16 protein-coding genes are annotated in these 17,678 nt (G+C 69.2%); 7 read left to right on the forward strand and 9 right to left on the reverse strand.

The features are described 5' to 3' along the window. The first annotated feature begins 3 nt into the window (after positions 1 to 3). On the forward strand, positions 4 to 1,176 hold the full coding sequence (locus D7W79_RS22830; RefSeq protein ID WP_120527516.1) for a FadR/GntR family transcriptional regulator: 1,173 nt from the start codon (positions 4 to 6) through the stop codon (positions 1,174 to 1,176). A gap of 193 nt (positions 1,177 to 1,369) precedes the next feature. Here D7W79_RS22830 and D7W79_RS22835 read toward each other — a convergent pair whose 3' ends face one another. Together D7W79_RS22835 and D7W79_RS22840 are read right to left on the reverse strand one after the other, a co-directional pair. Next, complete coding sequence (locus D7W79_RS22835; protein ID WP_120527503.1) at positions 1,370 to 1,978, reverse strand: hypothetical protein; 609 nt, start codon at positions 1,976 to 1,978, stop codon at positions 1,370 to 1,372. A 127-nt stretch (positions 1,979 to 2,105) separates the two neighbouring features. Beyond that, positions 2,106 to 2,711 (reverse strand): sigma-70 family RNA polymerase sigma factor, encoded by a 606-nt coding sequence (locus D7W79_RS22840; RefSeq protein ID WP_120527504.1) that lies wholly within the window; start codon positions 2,709 to 2,711, stop codon positions 2,106 to 2,108. Positions 2,712 to 2,922: 211 nt separating this feature from the next. Between D7W79_RS22840 and D7W79_RS22845 the strand changes: the two genes are divergently transcribed. The 5 genes from D7W79_RS22845 to D7W79_RS22865 are packed head-to-tail and all read left to right on the forward strand — an operon-like array spanning position 2,923 to position 11,113. Then, a complete protein-coding gene (locus D7W79_RS22845) occupies positions 2,923 to 4,917 on the forward strand; it encodes an alpha-1,4-glucan--maltose-1-phosphate maltosyltransferase (RefSeq protein WP_120527505.1) in 1,995 nt (664 codons plus the stop codon). Between the two features lie 17 nt (positions 4,918 to 4,934). Further along, complete coding sequence (treS, locus tag D7W79_RS22850; protein WP_120527506.1) at positions 4,935 to 6,584, forward strand: maltose alpha-D-glucosyltransferase; 1,650 nt, start codon at positions 4,935 to 4,937, stop codon at positions 6,582 to 6,584. Positions 6,585 to 6,590: 6 nt separating this feature from the next. Next, entirely contained in the window at positions 6,591 to 7,925 is a 1,335-nt protein-coding gene (locus D7W79_RS22855; protein ID WP_120527507.1) for a phosphotransferase, read from the forward strand. Continuing rightward, positions 7,922 to 10,126 carry a 1,4-alpha-glucan branching protein GlgB gene (gene glgB / locus D7W79_RS22860; protein WP_120527508.1) on the forward strand — a complete coding sequence of 735 codons (2,205 nt, stop codon included), beginning with the start codon at positions 7,922 to 7,924 and terminating at the stop codon, positions 10,124 to 10,126. The genes D7W79_RS22855 and glgB overlap by 4 nt, the downstream gene beginning before the upstream one ends. Before the next feature lie 33 nt (positions 10,127 to 10,159). Continuing rightward, positions 10,160 to 11,113: an aldo/keto reductase gene (locus D7W79_RS22865; protein WP_120527509.1), complete on the forward strand. Its 954-nt coding sequence runs from the start codon at positions 10,160 to 10,162 to the stop codon at positions 11,111 to 11,113. Positions 11,114 to 11,181: 68 nt separating this feature from the next. Here D7W79_RS22865 and D7W79_RS22870 read toward each other — a convergent pair whose 3' ends face one another. From D7W79_RS22870 to D7W79_RS22885, 4 genes are all read right to left on the reverse strand, one after another. Continuing rightward, complete coding sequence (locus tag D7W79_RS22870; RefSeq protein ID WP_120527510.1) at positions 11,182 to 12,003, reverse strand: hypothetical protein; 822 nt, start codon at positions 12,001 to 12,003, stop codon at positions 11,182 to 11,184. 123 nt (positions 12,004 to 12,126) lie between these two features. After that, entirely contained in the window at positions 12,127 to 12,465 is a 339-nt protein-coding gene (locus D7W79_RS22875) for a PilZ domain-containing protein (protein ID WP_216626963.1), read from the reverse strand. Positions 12,466 to 12,581: 116 nt separating this feature from the next. Continuing rightward, on the reverse strand, positions 12,582 to 13,370 hold the full coding sequence (locus D7W79_RS22880) for a biliverdin-producing heme oxygenase (RefSeq protein WP_120527512.1): 789 nt from the start codon (positions 13,368 to 13,370) through the stop codon (positions 12,582 to 12,584). Then, positions 13,367 to 13,621 carry a hypothetical protein gene (locus tag D7W79_RS22885; RefSeq protein ID WP_171432926.1) on the reverse strand — a complete coding sequence of 85 codons (255 nt, stop codon included), beginning with the start codon at positions 13,619 to 13,621 and terminating at the stop codon, positions 13,367 to 13,369. Before D7W79_RS22885 ends, D7W79_RS22880 begins: the two co-directional genes overlap by 4 nt. Positions 13,622 to 14,025: 404 nt before the next feature. Between D7W79_RS22885 and D7W79_RS22890 the strand changes: the two genes are divergently transcribed. Next, a complete protein-coding gene (locus D7W79_RS22890; RefSeq protein ID WP_147442015.1) occupies positions 14,026 to 15,456 on the forward strand; it encodes a PQQ-dependent sugar dehydrogenase in 1,431 nt (476 codons plus the stop codon). Positions 15,457 to 15,478: 22 nt separating this feature from the next. On the opposite strand, the gene D7W79_RS22895 is transcribed toward D7W79_RS22890, so the two are convergent. Genes D7W79_RS22895 through D7W79_RS22905 form a run of 3 tightly spaced genes read right to left on the reverse strand, consistent with a single transcriptional unit; the run spans position 15,479 to position 17,617 of the window. After that, positions 15,479 to 16,006, reverse strand: coding sequence for a gamma-glutamylcyclotransferase family protein (locus D7W79_RS22895; protein ID WP_120527514.1), 528 nt, complete (start codon positions 16,004 to 16,006; stop codon positions 15,479 to 15,481). A gap of 19 nt (positions 16,007 to 16,025) precedes the next feature. Next, entirely contained in the window at positions 16,026 to 16,622 is a 597-nt protein-coding gene (locus D7W79_RS22900; protein ID WP_120527515.1) for a GbsR/MarR family transcriptional regulator, read from the reverse strand. Next, positions 16,619 to 17,617, reverse strand: a complete 999-nt coding sequence (locus D7W79_RS22905) for a polyprenyl synthetase family protein (protein ID WP_120527518.1) — start codon at positions 17,615 to 17,617, stop codon at positions 16,619 to 16,621. Before D7W79_RS22905 ends, D7W79_RS22900 begins: the two co-directional genes overlap by 4 nt. Positions 17,618 to 17,678: the final 61 nt, after the last annotated feature.

A 17,678-nucleotide genomic window follows, 5' to 3' on the forward strand; every position in this document is an offset into this window, starting at 1 on the left:
GTGATGGTGCGGGTGGGGCTCGTGGCGTACGTGGAGGAGCAACTCGAGCGCGCGATTTCGCTGGGGATGCTGCCGAGGGGGCAGTTCGGCTCGGAAGAGAAGCTGGCGCGTGAGTTCGGGTGCTGTCGGGGCACCGTGCGCGAGGCGCTGCGGCGGCTGGCGGCGCGAGGACTGGTGGTGCAACGCTCCGGACGCAAGACGCGCGCGGTGGCACTGGATGAGTCGCTGACACTGGAGAACCTGGGCCTGGCGCTGCATGACGAGCGTTCAGAGGAGTGCCGGCTGCTGTTGGAGGGCTTCTTCAGCCTCAAGCGGCAGGTGCTGGTGGAACTCCTGATTGACTGCTGCGCGAGTGCCTCCGAGGCGCAAGTGAGCCAGTTGGAGTCCACCTGCTACGCGCTCTGGGATGCGGCGCACTGGGAGCCAGGGGTACGCTGCACGCAGTTGGAATTCGAGTTGCTCCGACTGGCGGCCCACGCAGCGGCCCGTCCCGGGCACCTGCTCCTCATCCAGTCACTGCAACGGGCCATGAGGGGCAATGCAGCCCGGCTGCAGCTCCTCATGGGCGGCGAGTCGCTGCGCCAGTGGGCCATATGCGCGATGCACGCTCTGGGCGACCGCGACGTACAGGCGCTGACGCACCAACTGCCGGCGCTGCTGAAGGCGTGCGATGATCAGGTGCTGGACCGCTTCGCGCCTGTCCTCCAGGAGCATGCTTCACACGAAGCCCCTCTCACCGAGGAACGCCTCCTCGACCTTCCCACACCAGCTACCGGCCAGGGCTCCGAGCTGGAGGCACGCAGCTGCATGGAGGAGCACGGCCTCCGAGCACTCACGCCAGCTGGCGAGAAACACCAAGCGTTTGAGGTTGCTCCCCTTCCCCATGCGGAGGCCGTCCCCATGGAGTCGGGTAGCAATGCACTGTTGTCTCCAACCGCCTTGAGCGCTTCCCCTGACGAGGCCAAGGGTGGGTGCGCCGCAGGGACCGTGCCGGGCGTGATCTTGGACGACCCATCCGACTGTCGGCCGTGTCGGTGCGGCTTGTCAGCGAAGGAAGACCTGAAACCCGAGCATCTACCCGCCGGAGCCCGCGGGCCCACCTGCGGAGTGGTGCACGAAGAGGACGAGCCGCCGCATGGCACTCCGGGCACTCTCACCACCTCGCCAGTGGATTGATGCCCGCGTCCATGGGATGGGACAGCGCTTGATGTGCACGTCTCATCCAGGTCTGACAGCGCGAACATCGCGCCACCCGACCTGCGCACAGCCCCACCATGTCCGCCCCCAAGCAGGGCGGACACAGTCCAGCTCCCCTCCCCCTCGCCGGACCACGAGCTGGACGCGTTCCGGCTCCCTGTCCCGACACTCGTTACCGCGGCGCGGCCCGGCGCGTCGGAGTCCGCGCCTTCGCGGTCCTGTGCACCTGCGTCTTCATTCCCGGCATGCGACGAGGTTTGTGCGCCCGAGCCTTCATGCCCGGCACGCGACGAGGCTTGTGCGTCCGCGTCTTCACCGGCCCCCGGCGCGCGTAGCCCGCGGGCCGCGTTGCCTTCTTCGCCGTCACGGCCTTCGCCGTCACTGCCTTCTTGCGCGGCGCCGTGGCGCGGGTCGCTGGCCGCATCACCTTCTTCGTCGCGGGACGCTTGCGCATCGTGGGCCTCGCCTTGCGCGCCGGCGCCTTCTCCATCCGGCCCAGTTGCGACTCGAAGCGCGTCAGCGCCGTGCGGAACAGCGCCGCCTTGCGCCGCGTATTCATGCTCCCGCCCACCACGCGGCTCCCCATGGGGACGCGCATGGCCTCACGGCGCAGCCGGTGCGCCAGCTTTTCGTACTGGACCACCATGCCGCGCGCGCGCCGCACCATCCCCATCAGCTCGCGCCGTGACAGCTCCATCAGGTTGCGCGGCGCACTGGCCAGCACCAGCCGCATCTCCCGCGCGTTCATCAACGCCGACCCCGTCTCCCGCATCTTGCGCATGTCCGCCCCCTCCCTCGGGTTCGCCAAACAGTCGCAAGGTTTGGGTCCCTGCCAGTGACGGCAAGGCGGACACGGCCCAAGCCTGCTCCACCGCCCGTCCCCGCGGAACAGGGCCGCTGTCCTGTACTCAGCCGGACGCGCTCGTGGGCCGCGCATCCAGCAGCACCGCCAGCTTCTCCAACGCCAGCCGCGCGCGCGTCTTCACCGTGCCCAGCGGCTGACCCGTCTTCCGCGCGATCTCGCTCTGGGAGAGCCCGTCGAAGTACGCGAGCAGCACCACCTCGCGCTGCTCCGGCGGCAGCTGCGCCATCGCCGCGCGCACGCGCGCCTGGTCCTGCGCCGCGGACGCGGAGTCGTCTGGCGAAGGCGGCGCCGCGCTCACCGGCGGTGGCTGCTGGGCCACCGCCTCCACCATCCGCGACACCGTGCCCAATGAACGCAGCCGGTCGATGGATCGCGTGCGCGCGATGGTCGTGACCCATGTCTCCAGCCCGCCGCGCGCCGGGTCGAACTCGCGCGCGCGCCGCCACACCTCCAGGAAGGCCTCCTGCAGCACCTCCTCCGCGTCCGCGCGCGTGGGCAACAGCCGCACCGCGATGGCGAACGCCCGCGCCGCACACCGCGCGTAGACGTCCCGCATGGCCGCCGCGTTGCCGAGCGCCACCTGCTTCAGCAGGTCGCGGTCGGCCGACAGGTCACTCGCTTGCTGAGCAGCGGAGTCGGTAGGCGCCATGTTCGTCCCGGATACCGCAACCGGAGGGGCGGATCCCAGCTTCAACTATCGGAAGCCGTCCACCCAGCACCTCGGGGTGGGCGACCGCTCCCTCCGTTCCTAACGTTGACAGGCCAACGCGACCGGGCGGTCGTCATCTTCAATCCACCACACCCGCACATTGCCGCCTGGAGCCACTGACTCAGAGTCCTATAAGGGGCCGCCAGCCGATATGACCGAACGACTCGGAAGCGTGTTCATCGAGAACGTCCAGCCGGAGCTGGACTCGGGGCGCTACGCCATCAAGCGCGTCGCCGGAGAGAGCCTCACCGTCCGGGCGGACATCTTCAAGGAGGGCCACGACGTCCTCGTGGCCGTCGCCCGCTGGCGCCAGGTCACCCCCGCCGCCCAGAAGACAGACTGGGCCGAGGTCCCCCTCACCTTCAAGAACAACGACGCCTGGGAAGGCTCCATCCCCCTCGCGAACAACGGCCGCTACGAATTCACGATTGAAGCCTGGCCGGATCTCTTCCGCACCTGGGCGCACGAGCTGAAGCGCAAGGTGGACGCCGGCCGCGACGTGAAGAGCGAGCTGCTGGAGGGCGCCGCGCTGCTGGAGGGCGCCGCCGCGCGCGCCAAGGGCAGGTCCGCGGAGGACCACCGGGTGCTCGCCGAGGCCGGGGCCCGCCTGCGCACGCCGCCCACGCCGGACCACCTCCTCGTCGCGCTGTCCCCCGACCTGGCGGACGCCGCGTCACGCCATCCGGACCGCACGCTCGCCTGCAAGTACGACAAGGTGCTGGAGGTGTTCGCGGACCGGGAGAAGGCGCGCAACGCCGCCTGGTACGAATTCTTCCCGCGTTCGGCGAAGCGTGACGGCAAGACGCACGGCACCTTCAAGGACGCGCAGGGCTGGCTGCCCTACGTCCAGAAGCTCGGCTTCGACACCGTCTACCTCCCGCCCATCCACCCCATTGGCCGCACCGCGCGCAAGGGCAAGAACAACAGCCTCCGCGCCCAACCCGGTGACGTGGGCAGCCCGTGGGCCATTGGCGCCGCGGAGGGCGGCCACAAGGCCGTGCACCCGGAGCTGGGCACGCTGCAGGACTTCCGCGCGTTCGTGGACGCGGCGAAGGCACACGGCATCGAAGTGGCGCTGGACCTGGCCTTCCAGTGCTCGCCGGACCACCCGTACGTGAAGGAGCATCCGGAGTGGTTCCAGCACCGCCCGGACGGCACCATCAAGACGGCGGAGAACCCACCCAAGCGCTACGAGGACATCGTCAACTTCGACTGGATGGGCCCCGCGCGCGACGCCCTCTGGAAGGAGTTGAAGTCCGTCGTCCTGCACTGGGTGGACAACGGCGTGCGGACGTTCCGCGTGGACAACCCGCACACCAAGCCCATGCAGTTCTGGCACTGGCTCATCCGTGAAGTGCAGGACCTGCACCCGGACGTGCTCTTCCTGTCGGAGGCCTTCACCCGTCCCAAGGTGATGAAGGCCCTGGCCAAGGTAGGCTTCACCCAGTCGTACACGTACTTCACCTGGCGCCTCTTCAAGGACGAGCTGCGCACGTACCTGGAGGAGATCACCAGCCCGCCCGTGTCGGACTACTTCCGCGGCAACCTCTGGCCCAACACGCCGGACATCCTCCCGGAGAACCTCCAGAACGCGGGCCCCGGCGCCTTCCGCCTGCGCGTGGCGCTGGCCTCCACGCTGTCGTCGGTGTGGGGCATGTACTCCGGCTACGAGCTCTGCGAGGGCCGTCCGGTGCCGGGCAAGGAGGAGTACCTGGACTCGGAGAAGTACCAGCTCGTCGCGTGGGACTGGGACCGGCCGGGCAACATCTCCGACTGGATCGCCAGGCTCAACGCCGTCCGCAAGGCGCACCCCGCGCTCCAGCAGTACCAGGGCCTGCGCTTCTTCGAGTCCGACAACGACCGCGTCGTCTTCTACGGCAAGCGCTCGCCGGATGGCCTCAGCACGGTGCTGGTGGCGGTGAGCCTGGATCCGTACGCGCCGCAGGAGGCGCTGCTCCACGTGCCCATGCAGTGGCTGGGCGTCAACGCGGAGGAGACCTACCAGGTGCATGAGCTGATGGCCGACCAGCGCTCGCTGTGGCAGGGCCCGGACGTGCAGGTGCGCCTGACGCCTGAACAGCCCGCGGCAATCTGGGCCGTGTACCGCTACCGCCGCACCGAACACGCGTTCGACTACTTCGAGTGACCCCTTCCGAGAGGCGTATGGACCTGGATCCGCTTTGGTACAAAAAAGCGCTCATCTACGAGCTGCACATCCGCGCATTCCACGACTCCAATGGGGACGGCCACGGGGACATCCCGGGCCTGATTGAGAAGCTGCCGTACCTCCAGGACCTGGGCGTGGACTGCCTGTGGCTCCTGCCGCACTACCCGTCGCCGCTGCGCGACGACGGCTACGACATCGCGGACTACTACGGCATCCACCCGGACTACGGCACGCTGGCGGACTTCCAGCGGCTGGTGGAAGAGGCGCACAAGCGCGGCCTGCGCATCATCATCGAGCTGGTCGTCAATCACACCAGCGACCAGCACCCCTGGTTCCAGGAGGCGCGGAGGGATCCCAAGAGCCCCAAGCGCAACTGGTACGTCTGGAGCGACACGGACGAGTCCTACAAGGGCGCGCGCATCATCTTCACGGACACGGAGCGCTCCAACTGGACGTGGGATCCGGTGGCCAAGCAGTACTTCTGGCACCGCTTCTTCAGCCACCAGCCGGACCTGAACTACGACAACCCCGAAGTGCAGGAAGCCATGCTGGACGTCATGCGCTTCTGGCTCAACATGGGCGTGGACGGGTTCCGCTGCGACGCCGTGCCCTACCTCTTCGAGCGCGAGGGCACCAACTGCGAGAACCTCCCGGAGACGCACGCGTTCTTGAAGCGCCTGCGTAAAACCATCGACTCCGAGTACCAGGGCAAGGTGCTGCTCGCGGAGGCGAACCAGTGGCCCGCCGACGTGCGCGTGTACTTCGGCGAGGGCGACGAGTTCCACATGGGCTTCCACTTCCCGGTGATGCCCCGCCTCTTCATGGCGGTGCGCCGCGAGGACCGCACGCCCATCGTGGAAATCATGCAGCAGACGCCGGACATCCCGGAGTCCTGCCAGTGGGCCATCTTCCTGCGCAACCACGATGAGCTGACGCTGGAGATGGTGACGGACGAGGACCGGGACTACATGTACCGGGAGTACGCCACCGACCCGCGCATGCGCATCAACCTGGGCATCCGCCGCCGGCTGGCGCCGCTGATGGACAACGGACGGCGGCGCATCGAACTGATGCACAGCCTGCTGTTCACCCTGCCCGGCACGCCGGTCCTCTACTACGGGGACGAGATCGGCATGGGCGACAACATCTACCTGGGCGACCGCAACGGCGTGCGCACGCCCATGCAGTGGACCGGCGACCGCAACGCGGGCTTCAGCCGCGCGGACTACGCGCGCCTCTTCGCGCCCGTCATCGCGGACCCCGTCTACGGCTACCAGTCCATCAACGTGGAGGCCCAGGACCGGCAGAAGTCCAGCCTGCTCCAGTGGGTGAAGCGGATGATCCGCATCCGCCAGCGCTACCCCGTGTTCGCCATGGGCACCCTGCGCTTCCTGGCCACGGAGAACCGCAAGGTGCTGGCCTTCGTGCGCGAGTGGGAGGGGCAGACGGTGCTCGTCGTGTGCAACCTGTCGCGCTTCGCGCAGCCGGGCGTGCTGGACCTGCGCGAGTTCACCGGAAGCATCCCCGTGGAGTTGATTGGAGAGACCGCGTTCCCCCGCATCAGCGACCTGCCCTATCAGCTGTCGATGGGGCCCTACATGTTCCTGTGGTTCCGGTTGGACAAGCCGCTGCAGGCGAAGGAGTAACCCCGCGTGACGCCCCTGGACCTGACCAAGCTGCCAGACTTCCTCAGAGCCCAACGTTGGTTCGCCGGCAAGGCGTGGCCCATCAAGAGCGTCAGCGTGGCGGACCACGTGACCATGGAGCTGGGCGCGTGTTCCTTCACCCTGGCCATCATCGAAGTCGTCTACGAGCTGGGCCAGCCAGAGCGCTACCAGCTCCAGGCCCGGCAGACCCCGGAGGGGCTGACCAGCGCGCTGGAGGATGACGACTGCGTGCGCGCCGTCTTCAACCTGGCCCGCGAGGGCCGGGTGGTGTCGTCCGGCTCCGGCCGCGTCGTGGGGGAATGGATCGCCTCCACCGACAGCGGCGTGGCGCTGCCGGATCCGCTCAGCGTGCGCCGGCTCAACGTGGAGCAGAGCAACACGTCGCTGGTGCTGGGCGAGCGGGTCATCATCAAGGTCATCCGCAAGCTCGAGGCCGGCGTGAACCCCGAGTACGAGGTGGGCCGCTTCCTCGCGACGAAGACGAACTTCCGCGCGACGCCCCAGCTGGTGGGCGCGCTGAACCTGGAGGGCCCCGCGGGCGCGACGCTCGCGGTGGCGCACCGCTTCGTGCCGGACGCCGTGGACGGCTGGAAGTACACGCTGGAGCGGCTGCGCCAGGAGAAGGCGCTCTCCGAGCGCTTCCTCGGGGAGATGCGGGAGCTGGGCGCGCGCCTGGGGGATCTGCACAAGGCGTTCGCCTCCGCGGGGCCGGACGACCTGGCGTTCTCCCCGGAGCCGCTGCTCCAGGAGGACCTGCAGCGCTGGAGCGCGTCCATCGTGGGCGAGCTGGGCGTGACGCTGGCGGACGCCGGGCGGCTGCACGCGGACCTGGAGGGCCGGCGCGAGGGACTCATCGCGTACGCGAAGAAGCTGGCGCACGTGGCGCCCTCCGGCCAGAAGATCCGCATCCACGGCGACCTGCACCTGGGCCAGGTGCTGCGCTCGGAGAACCAGTGGCTCTTCTTCGACTTCGAGGGCGAGCCGTCCCGCTCCTTCACCGCGCGCCGTGAGAAGTACAGCGCGCTGCGCGACGTGGCGGGGATGATCCGCTCGTTCGACTACGCGGAGGCCACGGTGGCGCTGGAAGGCGGCCAGCCGCGCGGGCGCGTGGGCCCCACCCGCGACGCGTTCCTGGAGGGCTACCGCCAGGCGACGCGCGGGGCGGCCTTCCTGCCCGACAGTGACGAAGCCTTCAACGTGATGCTGCGTGCCTTCGAGCTGGAGAAGCTGTTGTACGAAGTGCGCTACGAACTCGCCAATCGGCCGGACTGGGTGCGCATCCCTGTCGAGGCCTTGTTGCGGATGGAGGATGCCCAGTGAGGAAGCCGGCGGACAGAGCACAGGTGGACGCGGAGCTGCAACGCGTGGTGGAGCTGCGCCATCCGGAACCCCACTCCATGCTGGGCGTCCATCCGGACGGCGACGCGGTGGTGGTGCGCGCCTACCGCCCGGAGGCCGTGGCCATCCACGTCCTGCCGGAGTTCGGGGGCAAGGTGCCCATGGTGCACCGCACCGGCGGCGTCTTCGAGGCGCGCATCAACGGCCGCACGGAGCCCTTCAGCTACCTCCTGGAGGTGGAGTACCCGGGCAAGAAGGTCTTCACGCTGCGCGACCCGTACAGCTTCCTGCCCACCATTGGTGAGATGGACCTGTACTTCGCCGGCGAGGGCCGCCACGAGCGGCTCTGGGAGCGCATGGGCGCGCACCTCATCCACCACAACGGCGTGAAGGGCACGTCGTTCGCCGTGTGGGCGCCCACCGCCCGGGGCGTGTCCGTGGTGGGCGACTTCAACGGCTGGGACGGGCGCCTGCACGCCATGCGGCGCATGGGCTCCTCCGGCATCTGGGAGCTGTTCGTCCCGGAGGTCGGCGAGGGCACCCGCTACAAGTTCGAGATCCGCCCCGGCCACGGCGGGGGCGCGCTGCTCAAGGCGGACCCCTTCGCCTTCCGCACGGAGACCCCGCCCGCCACCGCGTCCGTGGTGCATGACCTGCAGCGCTACGCGTGGGGCGACAGCGCGTGGCTGGAGGCGCGGGAGAAGCACGTGGACGCGGCCCACCACCCGTGGAGCGTCTACGAGGTGCACCTGGGCAGCTGGCGCCGCGTGGTGGAGGACGGCGACCGGCCCATGACGTACCGCGAGCTGGCGCCGGAGCTGTCGCGCTACGTGAAGGAGCTGGGCTTCACGCACGTGGAGCTGCTGCCCGTGTCGGAGCACCCCTACGGCGGCTCCTGGGGCTACCAGGTGGGCGGCTACTACGCGCCCACGTCGCGCTTCGGGCACCCGGACGACTTCCGCTACCTGGTGGACTACCTGCACCAGGAGGGCATCGGCATCATCGTGGACTGGGTGCCGGGCCACTTCCCGCGCGACAGCCACGCGCTGGGCAACTTCGACGGCACGTCCCTCTACGAGCACGCGGACCCGCGCAAGGGCGCGCAGCCGGACTGGGGCACGCTCGTCTTCAACTTCGGCCGCAACGAGGTGCGCAACTTCCTCATCGCCAACGCGCTGTTCTGGCTGGAGGAGTACCACATCGACGGGCTGCGCGTGGACGCAGTGGCCTCCATGCTCTACCTGGACTACAGCCGCAAGCAGGGCGAGTGGATCCCCAACCGCTGGGGCGGCCGCGAGAATGAGGAGGCCATCCAGTTCCTGCGCGAGCTCAACGACACCATCCGCCGCAAGCACCCGGGCGTGGTGGTCATCGCGGAGGAGTCCACCGCGTGGCCCAAGGTGAGCCAGCCCGTCAGCGAGGGCGGCCTGGGCTTCCACTTCAAGTGGAACATGGGCTGGATGCACGACACGCTGTCGTACTTCTCCAAGGACGCCGTCTACCGGCAGTACCACCACAACCAGCTCACCTTCGGCCTGCTGTATGCGTTCAGCGAGCACTTCATGCTGCCGCTGAGCCACGACGAGGTGGTGCACGGCAAGGGCAGCCTCTACGGGCGCATGCCGGGCGATGAGTGGCAGAAGCGCGCCAACCTGCGCGCGCTGTTCGCGTGGATGTGGGCCCACCCGGGCAAGAAGCTGCTCTTCATGGGCGGTGAGTTCGGCCAGCCGGCGGAGTGGAACCACGACAGGAGCCTGGACTGGCACCTGCTCCACGACCCGGGCCACAAGGGCATCCAGAAGCTGGTGGGCGACCTGAACCGCATCTACCGCGACCTGCCCGCGCTCTACGACTCCGACAGCGAGCCGGTGGGCTTCCAGTGGCTGCAGCCGGACGCCTCCGCGGCGAACGTGCTGGCCTTCGTGCGCCGCTCGCGCACGCCCGGCCGTCACGTCGTGTGCGTGGCCAACATGTCGCCGGTGCCGCGCGAGGACTATCGCGTGGGCTTCCCGCTCCACGGCCGTTATGTGGAACTGGTCAACACCGACGCCGGGGAGTACGGCGGCAGCGGCCTGGGCAACCGGGGCCAGGTGCACACGGAAGCGACGGGCTGGGACGGACAGCCGGCGTCCGCGGCGCTCACCCTGCCCCCGCTGTCGGTGGTGTGGTTCACGCCGGGGTAGAGCCCCCCGGCCTCACCGGAAGGACCCTGAGGCATGGCGGCGAAGCGGAAGCTGGGAGCGACGGGCCTGGAGGTGTTCCCGCTGTGTCTGGGCGGGAACGTCTTCGGCTGGACGGCGGACGAGGCGGCCTCGTTCGCCGTGCTCGACGCCTTCGTGGAGGGCGGCGGCAACTTCGTGGACACCGCGGACGTGTACTCGCGGTGGATCCCCGGCCACGTGGGCGGCGAGTCCGAGACCGTGCTGGGCAGGTGGATCGCCTCACGCAAGGCGAAGGACCGCCTGCTGGTGGCCACGAAGGTCGGCGCGGAGACGGCGCTGGGCAAGGGCCTCACGCGCGAGCACATCGAGAAGAGCGTGGACGCGTCCCTGCGCCGCCTGGGCGTGGAGCGCATCGACCTGTACTACTCGCACTACGACGACCCGAACACGCCCCTGGAGGAGACGCTCCGCGCCTTCGACGCGCTGGTGAAGGCGGGCAAGGTGAAGGCGCTGGGTTTGAGCAACCACTCGGCGGAGCGCGCGCAGGAGGCGCTGGACACGCAGAAGCGGCTGGGGCTCGCGCGCTACCAGGTGATTCAGCCGGAGTACAACCTGGTGGAGCGCTCGAAGTTCGAGGGAGCGCTTCAGCGGGTGTGTGAGAAGGAGGGCCTCGCCGTGGCGCCCTACTTCGGACTGGCCGCGGGCTTCCTCACCGGCAAGTACCAGGAGGGGCAGCCGGCGCCGACGTCACCGCGCGCGGGCAACGTGCTCAAGAAGTACGGCAACGCGAAGGGCTGGGGCGTCGTCGCCGCGCTGAAGAAGGTGGCGGAGCGCCGGGGTGCCACGCCGTCGCAGGTGGCGCTCGCGTGGCTGGAGACGCGACCCACGGTGGCGGCGCCCATCGCCAGCGCGACGTCCGTGCCGCAGGTGAAGGAGCTGCTCGGGGCCTTCTCCCTGAAGCTGGAAGCGGACGACCTGCGCGAGCTGGACAGCGCGTCGTCGAAGTAGCGCGGGCTCGATGCGAGACGGCCCTGGCGCGTGCTGACGCCAGGGCCGTCATTCCCCGCGGGAAGGCGTCAGTCGTTCCAGGCCGGGTCGGTCACCGGGAGGCTGCCGTTGATGCGGTTCTGCGCCTGGCAGTCCTGGGTGCACGCCGTGGCGCCGCCAGAGGCCTCCACCGCGTCCTCACCGAGCACGCCGCCCATGCGTCCACCGGACGCCACGCTCCACACCGTCTCCGTGTCCGTCTGGGAGATGCGCGTGGCCACCTGCGGGCTGTCCTTGCCGCGGAGGATGGCGGAGTTCCCGAAGTTCACCTTCCCCGTGTACGGATTCACGAAGTAGTAGATGGCCGGCGTCGCCAGCGTGTGGGTGATGACGGTGGCCGCGCCGGACTCGTCCTCCGGCTCCATCTGGAAGATGCCGCCCTGGGCGCAGTCCTTCGCCTGGATCTTCATCCGCAGGTTGCCGCCCCGGCGCCGCAGCTCCAGCGAGCCGGTGGTCAGGTCGATGTCCAGGTCACCCGCGTCCAGCGTGCGCGTGCCCAGGTTCGGCTCCTTGCGCGTGAAGAGCTCCGTGCGCACGCCGCCCGTCATGTCCAGCGCGTTGGCCGCGCCGGTCAGCGTGTAGTGGTAGACGGCGAACGTGGACGCATCCACGTCGAACTCCACGTAGCGGCCCTTCACCTTGAGGAGGCCGTGCGAGGCAATCTGCGAGGGCTTCAGCTTCGTGCCACGGTCGCCGGACAGCACCTGCCCGTTGGGCAGCGTCACGGTGAAGCCGCCGCCAGTGCAGGCCGAGGAGGTCGCGGCGAGCGCGCTGCTGGAGAAGACGAACGAAGCCAGACCCAGGGCCAACGCCGAGCCCAGGCGGAACGAACGGAGAGACACGAGATTCATGGGGAGGATGGGGACGCCGGTACTTCGGGGACGAACGGGGGCCGGCGAGATGCGAGCCCCTGCTCAATCCTTAACACCTTCCAGGTTCAGCCGCTTTTTGCCTGGAGTACCAAGAATCATGAATCATGTTTCATCTGCAACGAGCACGGTCTTCAGCTGCGCCAGGACGGGTTCCGGCACGTCGATGAAGGACAGGCCGACCTCGAAGCGGGCCACGGCGTCCTTGGGGAGCTTGATGGCCCAGACGATGCGCGCGGTACATTCCAGCGAGCTGCCGTCCGGCAGAAACAACTCCAGATCCAACCGCGAGCCCACGTCCTGGGGCTCATCGGAGTAGATGCGCGCGCCTCCAAGGCTGACGTCGAGCACCTGCTTCTTGTCGCCCACCTTCATTCGCGCGGGACGCGAGTAGAGGGGCGCGTGAATGCGGGGGAAGGCGCGGCGATCAATGTGGGAGGTCATCTGGGGCGTCACGATCTGCCATCCTAGCGTGCCTGTCACGAAAGGGCATATCGCCCTCCCAGTCGAGGAGGTAACCCGTGGGGTCGGACCACCTCCTCCGTGGGTTCAGGTCCACCCTACCCGGGGGTTCCGCCCAGCACCTCGAGCCCCGGCGCATCCCGCGCCAGCTCGTCGCAGATGAGCGCCTGGATGCGGAAGGCCAGCCGAGCCTCCTGGATGACCTCCTGGGCCTCGCCCTCCGTCAGCGTCACCTCGTCCAGGCGGGCGGTCAGCCGAGCCTGGAAGGCGAGCAGCTCTCCGGCGGACACCGCGTTGTAGAAGGCCGTGCCCCGGCCGTTCTCCAATTCGAACGCGCGAGCGATGAGCCCCGAGCGCTGGGGCGCGGTGAAGAGGTCCTGCACGCAGCGCGCCCAGGCATGGGCGAGGAGCAGGTGCGGGGCCTCCGCCGCCACCTCGTGGATGCGCTCGGCGTGCAGCCGCGTCTCCGCGCAGGCGAAGGGCTTCGTGCGCGTGTCGCCGCAGAACCAGTCCAGGTCCGCCACCAGCGCGGAGGCCCGCCGCAGCTCCGGCAGCCGCAGCACCCGTGTGAGCGGGCCGTCCTTCAGCGCTGGCAGCACGGACTCCAGCGCCTCGTAGACGACGTGCAGCTGGCGCAGGTGGTTCACGTAGTGGCGGGCCCGCACGAACTGGCCGTAGACGCCGCCGTTCCACGAGCCGTGGAAGAGCGCTTCCAGGAAGGTGGACTGCTCCGCCTGGCGCCGCGCCATCCCCGTCCCCTCCTCCAGCCGCAATGACAGCCGCTGCGTGGATGGAAGGTCCACGGAGGCCGTGGCCGCGGACGGCAGGCGCCGGTCCCTCGCGGAGCGCTCGAAGCCGCCCCAGCGCAGCGTGCCCCGGAGGCTCACTGCTTCCACCCGCCGCCAGGCGCCCCGTGGGCGGCCGTGGGGGCCTGCGGCTCGGGCGACTCGGCCTCGCGCGGCACCTCCAGCTGCTGGATGGCCTCCACCAGGGTGTGGCCCAGCGCGCGCAGGACGTCCTCCTCCAGGCGAAGCGTGACCGGCCCCACCGCCAGGTGGATGTGCCCACAGCTGCACCGCGTCACCTCCGCGCACGGGCCTCGCGCCAGCACCGCCCTGCAGCATCCCTGACCGAGCATCGCGACCTCCAGTTGATTTTGATTATCGAAATCAAATTCATGAGGCCACAACACCCTTCCGCCGTCAAGTCCGGTCCACGCTGTTCTGATCCGGAGGCCAGCGGGCAACACCTGAAACACAGGCATGATACATCAATCAAAGACAATCATTGCCATTTATTGGCAATATTTGTCTTTGATTGTTTCAATGTTTCATGCATTGGCACCACACTATCCTTCTGTTCATGTAGGCATGACCCTTGATTCGTCGAGCGAAAATGGCTGAAGGTTTGTTCAGGTCCGTTCAGGAGCCTTTGGGGCTGGCGAGAAAAAATGGCTGAAGGTTTGTTCAGGTTCCGTTCAGTGGATTCAGGGTCTGTATCGGGTTGCCTTCCATCTGGGGCCCGGGTTGGGAAAATAGGACCATGCGGCTACCACTCGTGCTGACGACGTTCCTGGGGCTGGCGTCCTTGCAGTCGGGCTGCCGTACCGACTCTCCCGTCCCCTTCCCCACGCCCCAGGACGCGGGCGTGGTGGACGCGGGCCTCAACGACGCGGGCCTCAACGACGCGGGCGTGCCCCCGGACGCGGGCGTGCCCCCGGACGCGGGCGTGCATCCCGAATGGACGCTCCAGGGCACGGAGGTCCAGGTGCCGGAGGGCATGCGGAGCGCGCCGTTCGACGTGCCGCGCTTCCTGAACATCCCATCAGGGATGATGGTGTCGGTCTGGGCGCGGGTGCCGGGGGCGCGGTTCATCGCGTTCTCGCCGGAGGGCACGCTGCTCGTCTCCGTGCCCGGCCAGGGCAAGGTGATGCAGGTGCGTCCCCGCGCGGGTCAGCTGCCGGAGGTGACGCAGTGGGCGGGCGGCCTGGGCCGGCCCCACGACATCGTCTTCCACGAGCGCGACAGACAGGTGTGGGTCTTCCTGTCGGAGAAGGACCGCGTCACGCGCTCGCGCTGGACGGCCGGCGAGACGACGCGCGGCGCGGTGGAGACCGTCGTCTCCGGACTGCCGGACGCGTCCCTGCCGGAGCTGCACGGCACCTACGGCCACGAACTCAAGAACCTCGCGGTGGACTCCCAGCACCGCGTGTACGTGGCCATCGCGTCCACCTGCAACGTGTGCCTGAGCGACACCACCAGCGACCCGCTGCGCGGCGCCATCTACCGGTGGGACTGGAGCGGCGGCTCACGCGAGCTGTTCGCGCGCGGCCTGCGCAACGCGGAGGGCCTGGCATGGGAGCCGGGCACCGACACGCTGTGGGTCGCCGTGAACAACCGCGACAACACGCCCTACCCGTTCGACGACGGTACCGGCCAGTACGGCAAGGTGATTCCGGAGTACGTGGACAACCATCCGCCGGAGGCCCTCACCTCCGTGCGCCAGGGTGGCCACTACGGCTGGCCCTTCTGCAACTCCAACCCGGACACGGCCAGCGGCCTGAAGCAGATGCCCCTGGACCGCGACTACGACATGAACCGGGACGGCTCCCAGGCGGACTGCGCGGCGTTGGACAGGACGGATCAGGGCATCCAGGCGCACTCGGCGCCCCTGGGCCTGACGTTCTTCGACAACGGGGAGCTCAACCCGGCGTGGCAGCGCGGCGCGCTCGTCGCCTACCACGGCTCGTGGAACCGCACGGTGCGGACCGGCTACAAGGTCACCGTCTTCCCGTGGGACCTGGCCACCCACCAGCCCACGGGCGAGGTGGACGTCGTCACCGGCTTCGTGAACCCGGATCAGAGCGTGTGGGGCCGGCCGGTGGACGTGGCCCTGGCCCCGAACCGGGCCTTCATCGTCAGCGACGACCAGGCCGGGGCGCTCTACCGCATCGAGCCCATCCGCCTGCCATAACCAGAACGGCGCGGCGGGACCGTCAGCGCGTCTCGCCGCGCGCCAGCTTCTCCACGTAGTCCGCGGGCAGCCCGGCGCTCCTCGCGCCGCGCACCAGCGCCTCCACGAAGCGCGGGCTCACCGGCCCGTCCGACGACGCGCGGCGCGGGTTGGTCACGAACGCGGTGGCCTCCACCTCCTGGCCGTCCACGCGCACGCGCACCGTGCGCTCCACGCACATGCTGGTGACGAAGCCCTCCTTGTGCTGGACGATGGGCCAGTCCTTGCCCGGAATCTCGAAGAGTCGGCCGTACACCCGCGCGCCCGGCGCGTCCGTGAGGCCCGCCACCCGGCCGCCCCACCAGCGCGAGGGGAAGTCGTAGACGAGGTCCACGTCCAGCGCCTCGGCCAGCCGGCCTTCCGGCAGCTCGAAGAAGCCGTAGCTGTGCTGGTGCTTCCACTCGTCGAAGGCGGCCCGGTCCAGGATGGTCGAGTACGCGAAGTAGCGCCGGGGGGCGTTCGCGTCCGCCTGCTCGCGCGCCTTCATCACCTGGTCGTAGTGCGAATCCATGCGTGTGCCCTCGTCTTGCCTACCGCTCGCCCTTGCGCGCGAGGGCGCCGTCGCGGAACGCGCCGAGCACCCCTCCCACGTCCAGGCGGGACGTCTTGATGAACAGCCGCAGCGCGCGCTCCACGTGCTCGGCCAGGACGGCCATCCGCTCCAGCTTCCGCAGCTGCTCCGGCTGAACGCCGCCCGCGAGCTCCGCCAGCCGGCGCGCCTCGGACAGGTCCGCGCGGATGCGGGTGACGAAGGCCGCCTCGCGCTCCTCCACCACGTGCGTCACCATCCGCACCAGGTCCGTCTCCGCCGCGTAGCGCCACACCGTGTCCTGCGGCACGCGCACCCGCTGGACGACGCCCCAGTGCTCCAGGTCGCGCAGCAGCATGGACACGCCGCCCTTGGACAGCTCCAGCTCGCGTTCAATCTCACCGGCGGTCAGCGGCTCGCCGCGCAGGTACAGCAGGCCCCACACCCGGCCCTGGTTGCGCTTGAAGCCCCAGAACTCGATGACGTTGCCCACCGCCTCCACCGCGATGGCTTCCCATGGCGCCAGCCGTCCGTTTTCCGGCGGCGCGAGGGTCCTCTGGCTCCCGGGATCCCCCCCCGTCCACAGGTAGCCTTTCATGCAGCGCGCCCTTTCACCTGCTGCGCGATGCCCTCCGACAGCCGGTGCGCCCAGCTCATCAGCTCCGCGCCCGCGGCGTCGTTGGCGAAGGGCCCCAGCTTGTCGAGCGCCGCGCCGATTTCGGCGTTCATCATCTCCATGGACGCCTCCACCGCGCCGGTGGCCTCGATGGCGGCGCCAATCTCCCGGGTGCGCTCCGGGGTGATGACGGAGAACGCCCACGCGTCCTTGAGCTTGCGGCGCAGGGATTCATCCCGCGACACCGCCAGCAGGATGGGCAACGACGGCGTGCGCGAGTGCACGTCCGCGTACCGGGGCTTGCCCACGTCCGTGCCCAGGATGTCGCGGATGTCGTCGGCGATCTGGAACGCCACGCCCAGGTGCCGGCCGAAGGCGTCGAAGCGCTCCGTGGCCTCAGGCTGATCCGCCAGCGTCGCGGCCGCCTTGCCGCACCAGCCGAACAGCGACCCCGTCTTGCCCTCGGCGATGTAGCGCAGCCGCGTGAGCGGCAGGTTCATGTCGCCGCGCGCCTCCACCTCCGCGATGGCCGCGCGGGTCATCTCCGTGACGATGGCCAGGCCGCTCTGCACCAGGCGCGCATCCAGCATGGACAGCCGAGAGAGCGCCGTGGACAGGATGAGGTCGCCGCTCATCACCGCGACGATGTTGCCCCAGCGCGCGTTCACCGTCGGGCGGCCCCGGCGGAACATGCCCGCGTCCACCACGTCGTCGTGCAGCAGGCTGGCCGAGTGGATCATCTCCGCCGCCACGCCCACATCCACCAGCCGCGCGGCCGGCACGCCGACCACGCCACCGAACAGGCGGACGAGCATGGGGCGCGCCCGCTTGCCCCCGGCACCCAGGCACAGGTGGCGCGCCGCATCCATCAGCGTGTCGCCCTTGACGTCCGGCCCGACGTCGCCATCCGCGAGCAATTCGGTCAGACGCTGCTCCACCTGCCCCAGAAACTCCGTCAGCTCGTGAGCGACATCCATGTGCGCGGCTCCTTCCGGGCCGTTCATATAGTTCAAGACCGCGTGAACTGCACCTGAAACC

This window comes from Corallococcus exercitus, assembly GCF_003611585.1.
Classification (GTDB): domain Bacteria; phylum Myxococcota; class Myxococcia; order Myxococcales; family Myxococcaceae; genus Corallococcus; species Corallococcus exercitus.

Excerpts from the sequence above, each read along its gene's own strand:
- D7W79_RS22830 (WP_120527516.1), top strand. The coding sequence starts at position 4 with ATGGTGCGGGTGGGGCTCGTGGCGTACGTGGAGGAGCAACTCGAGCGC.
- D7W79_RS22835 (WP_120527503.1), bottom strand. The coding sequence starts at position 1,978 with ATGCGCAAGATGCGGGAGACGGGGTCGGCGTTGATGAACGCGCGGGAG.
- D7W79_RS22840 (WP_120527504.1), bottom strand. The coding sequence starts at position 2,711 with ATGGCGCCTACCGACTCCGCTGCTCAGCAAGCGAGTGACCTGTCGGCC.
- D7W79_RS22845 (WP_120527505.1), top strand. The coding sequence starts at position 2,923 with ATGACCGAACGACTCGGAAGCGTGTTCATCGAGAACGTCCAGCCGGAG.
- treS (WP_120527506.1), top strand. The coding sequence starts at position 4,935 with ATGGACCTGGATCCGCTTTGGTACAAAAAAGCGCTCATCTACGAGCTG.
- D7W79_RS22865 (WP_120527509.1), top strand. The coding sequence starts at position 10,160 with ATGGCGGCGAAGCGGAAGCTGGGAGCGACGGGCCTGGAGGTGTTCCCG.
- D7W79_RS22870 (WP_120527510.1), bottom strand. The coding sequence starts at position 12,003 with ATGAATCTCGTGTCTCTCCGTTCGTTCCGCCTGGGCTCGGCGTTGGCC.
- D7W79_RS22875 (WP_216626963.1), bottom strand. The coding sequence starts at position 12,465 with ATGACCTCCCACATTGATCGCCGCGCCTTCCCCCGCATTCACGCGCCC.
- D7W79_RS22885 (WP_171432926.1), bottom strand. The coding sequence starts at position 13,621 with ATGCTCGGTCAGGGATGCTGCAGGGCGGTGCTGGCGCGAGGCCCGTGC.
- D7W79_RS22890 (WP_147442015.1), top strand. The coding sequence starts at position 14,026 with ATGCGGCTACCACTCGTGCTGACGACGTTCCTGGGGCTGGCGTCCTTG.
- D7W79_RS22895 (WP_120527514.1), bottom strand. The coding sequence starts at position 16,006 with ATGGATTCGCACTACGACCAGGTGATGAAGGCGCGCGAGCAGGCGGAC.
- D7W79_RS22900 (WP_120527515.1), bottom strand. The coding sequence starts at position 16,622 with ATGAAAGGCTACCTGTGGACGGGGGGGGATCCCGGGAGCCAGAGGACC.
- D7W79_RS22905 (WP_120527518.1), bottom strand. The coding sequence starts at position 17,617 with ATGGATGTCGCTCACGAGCTGACGGAGTTTCTGGGGCAGGTGGAGCAG.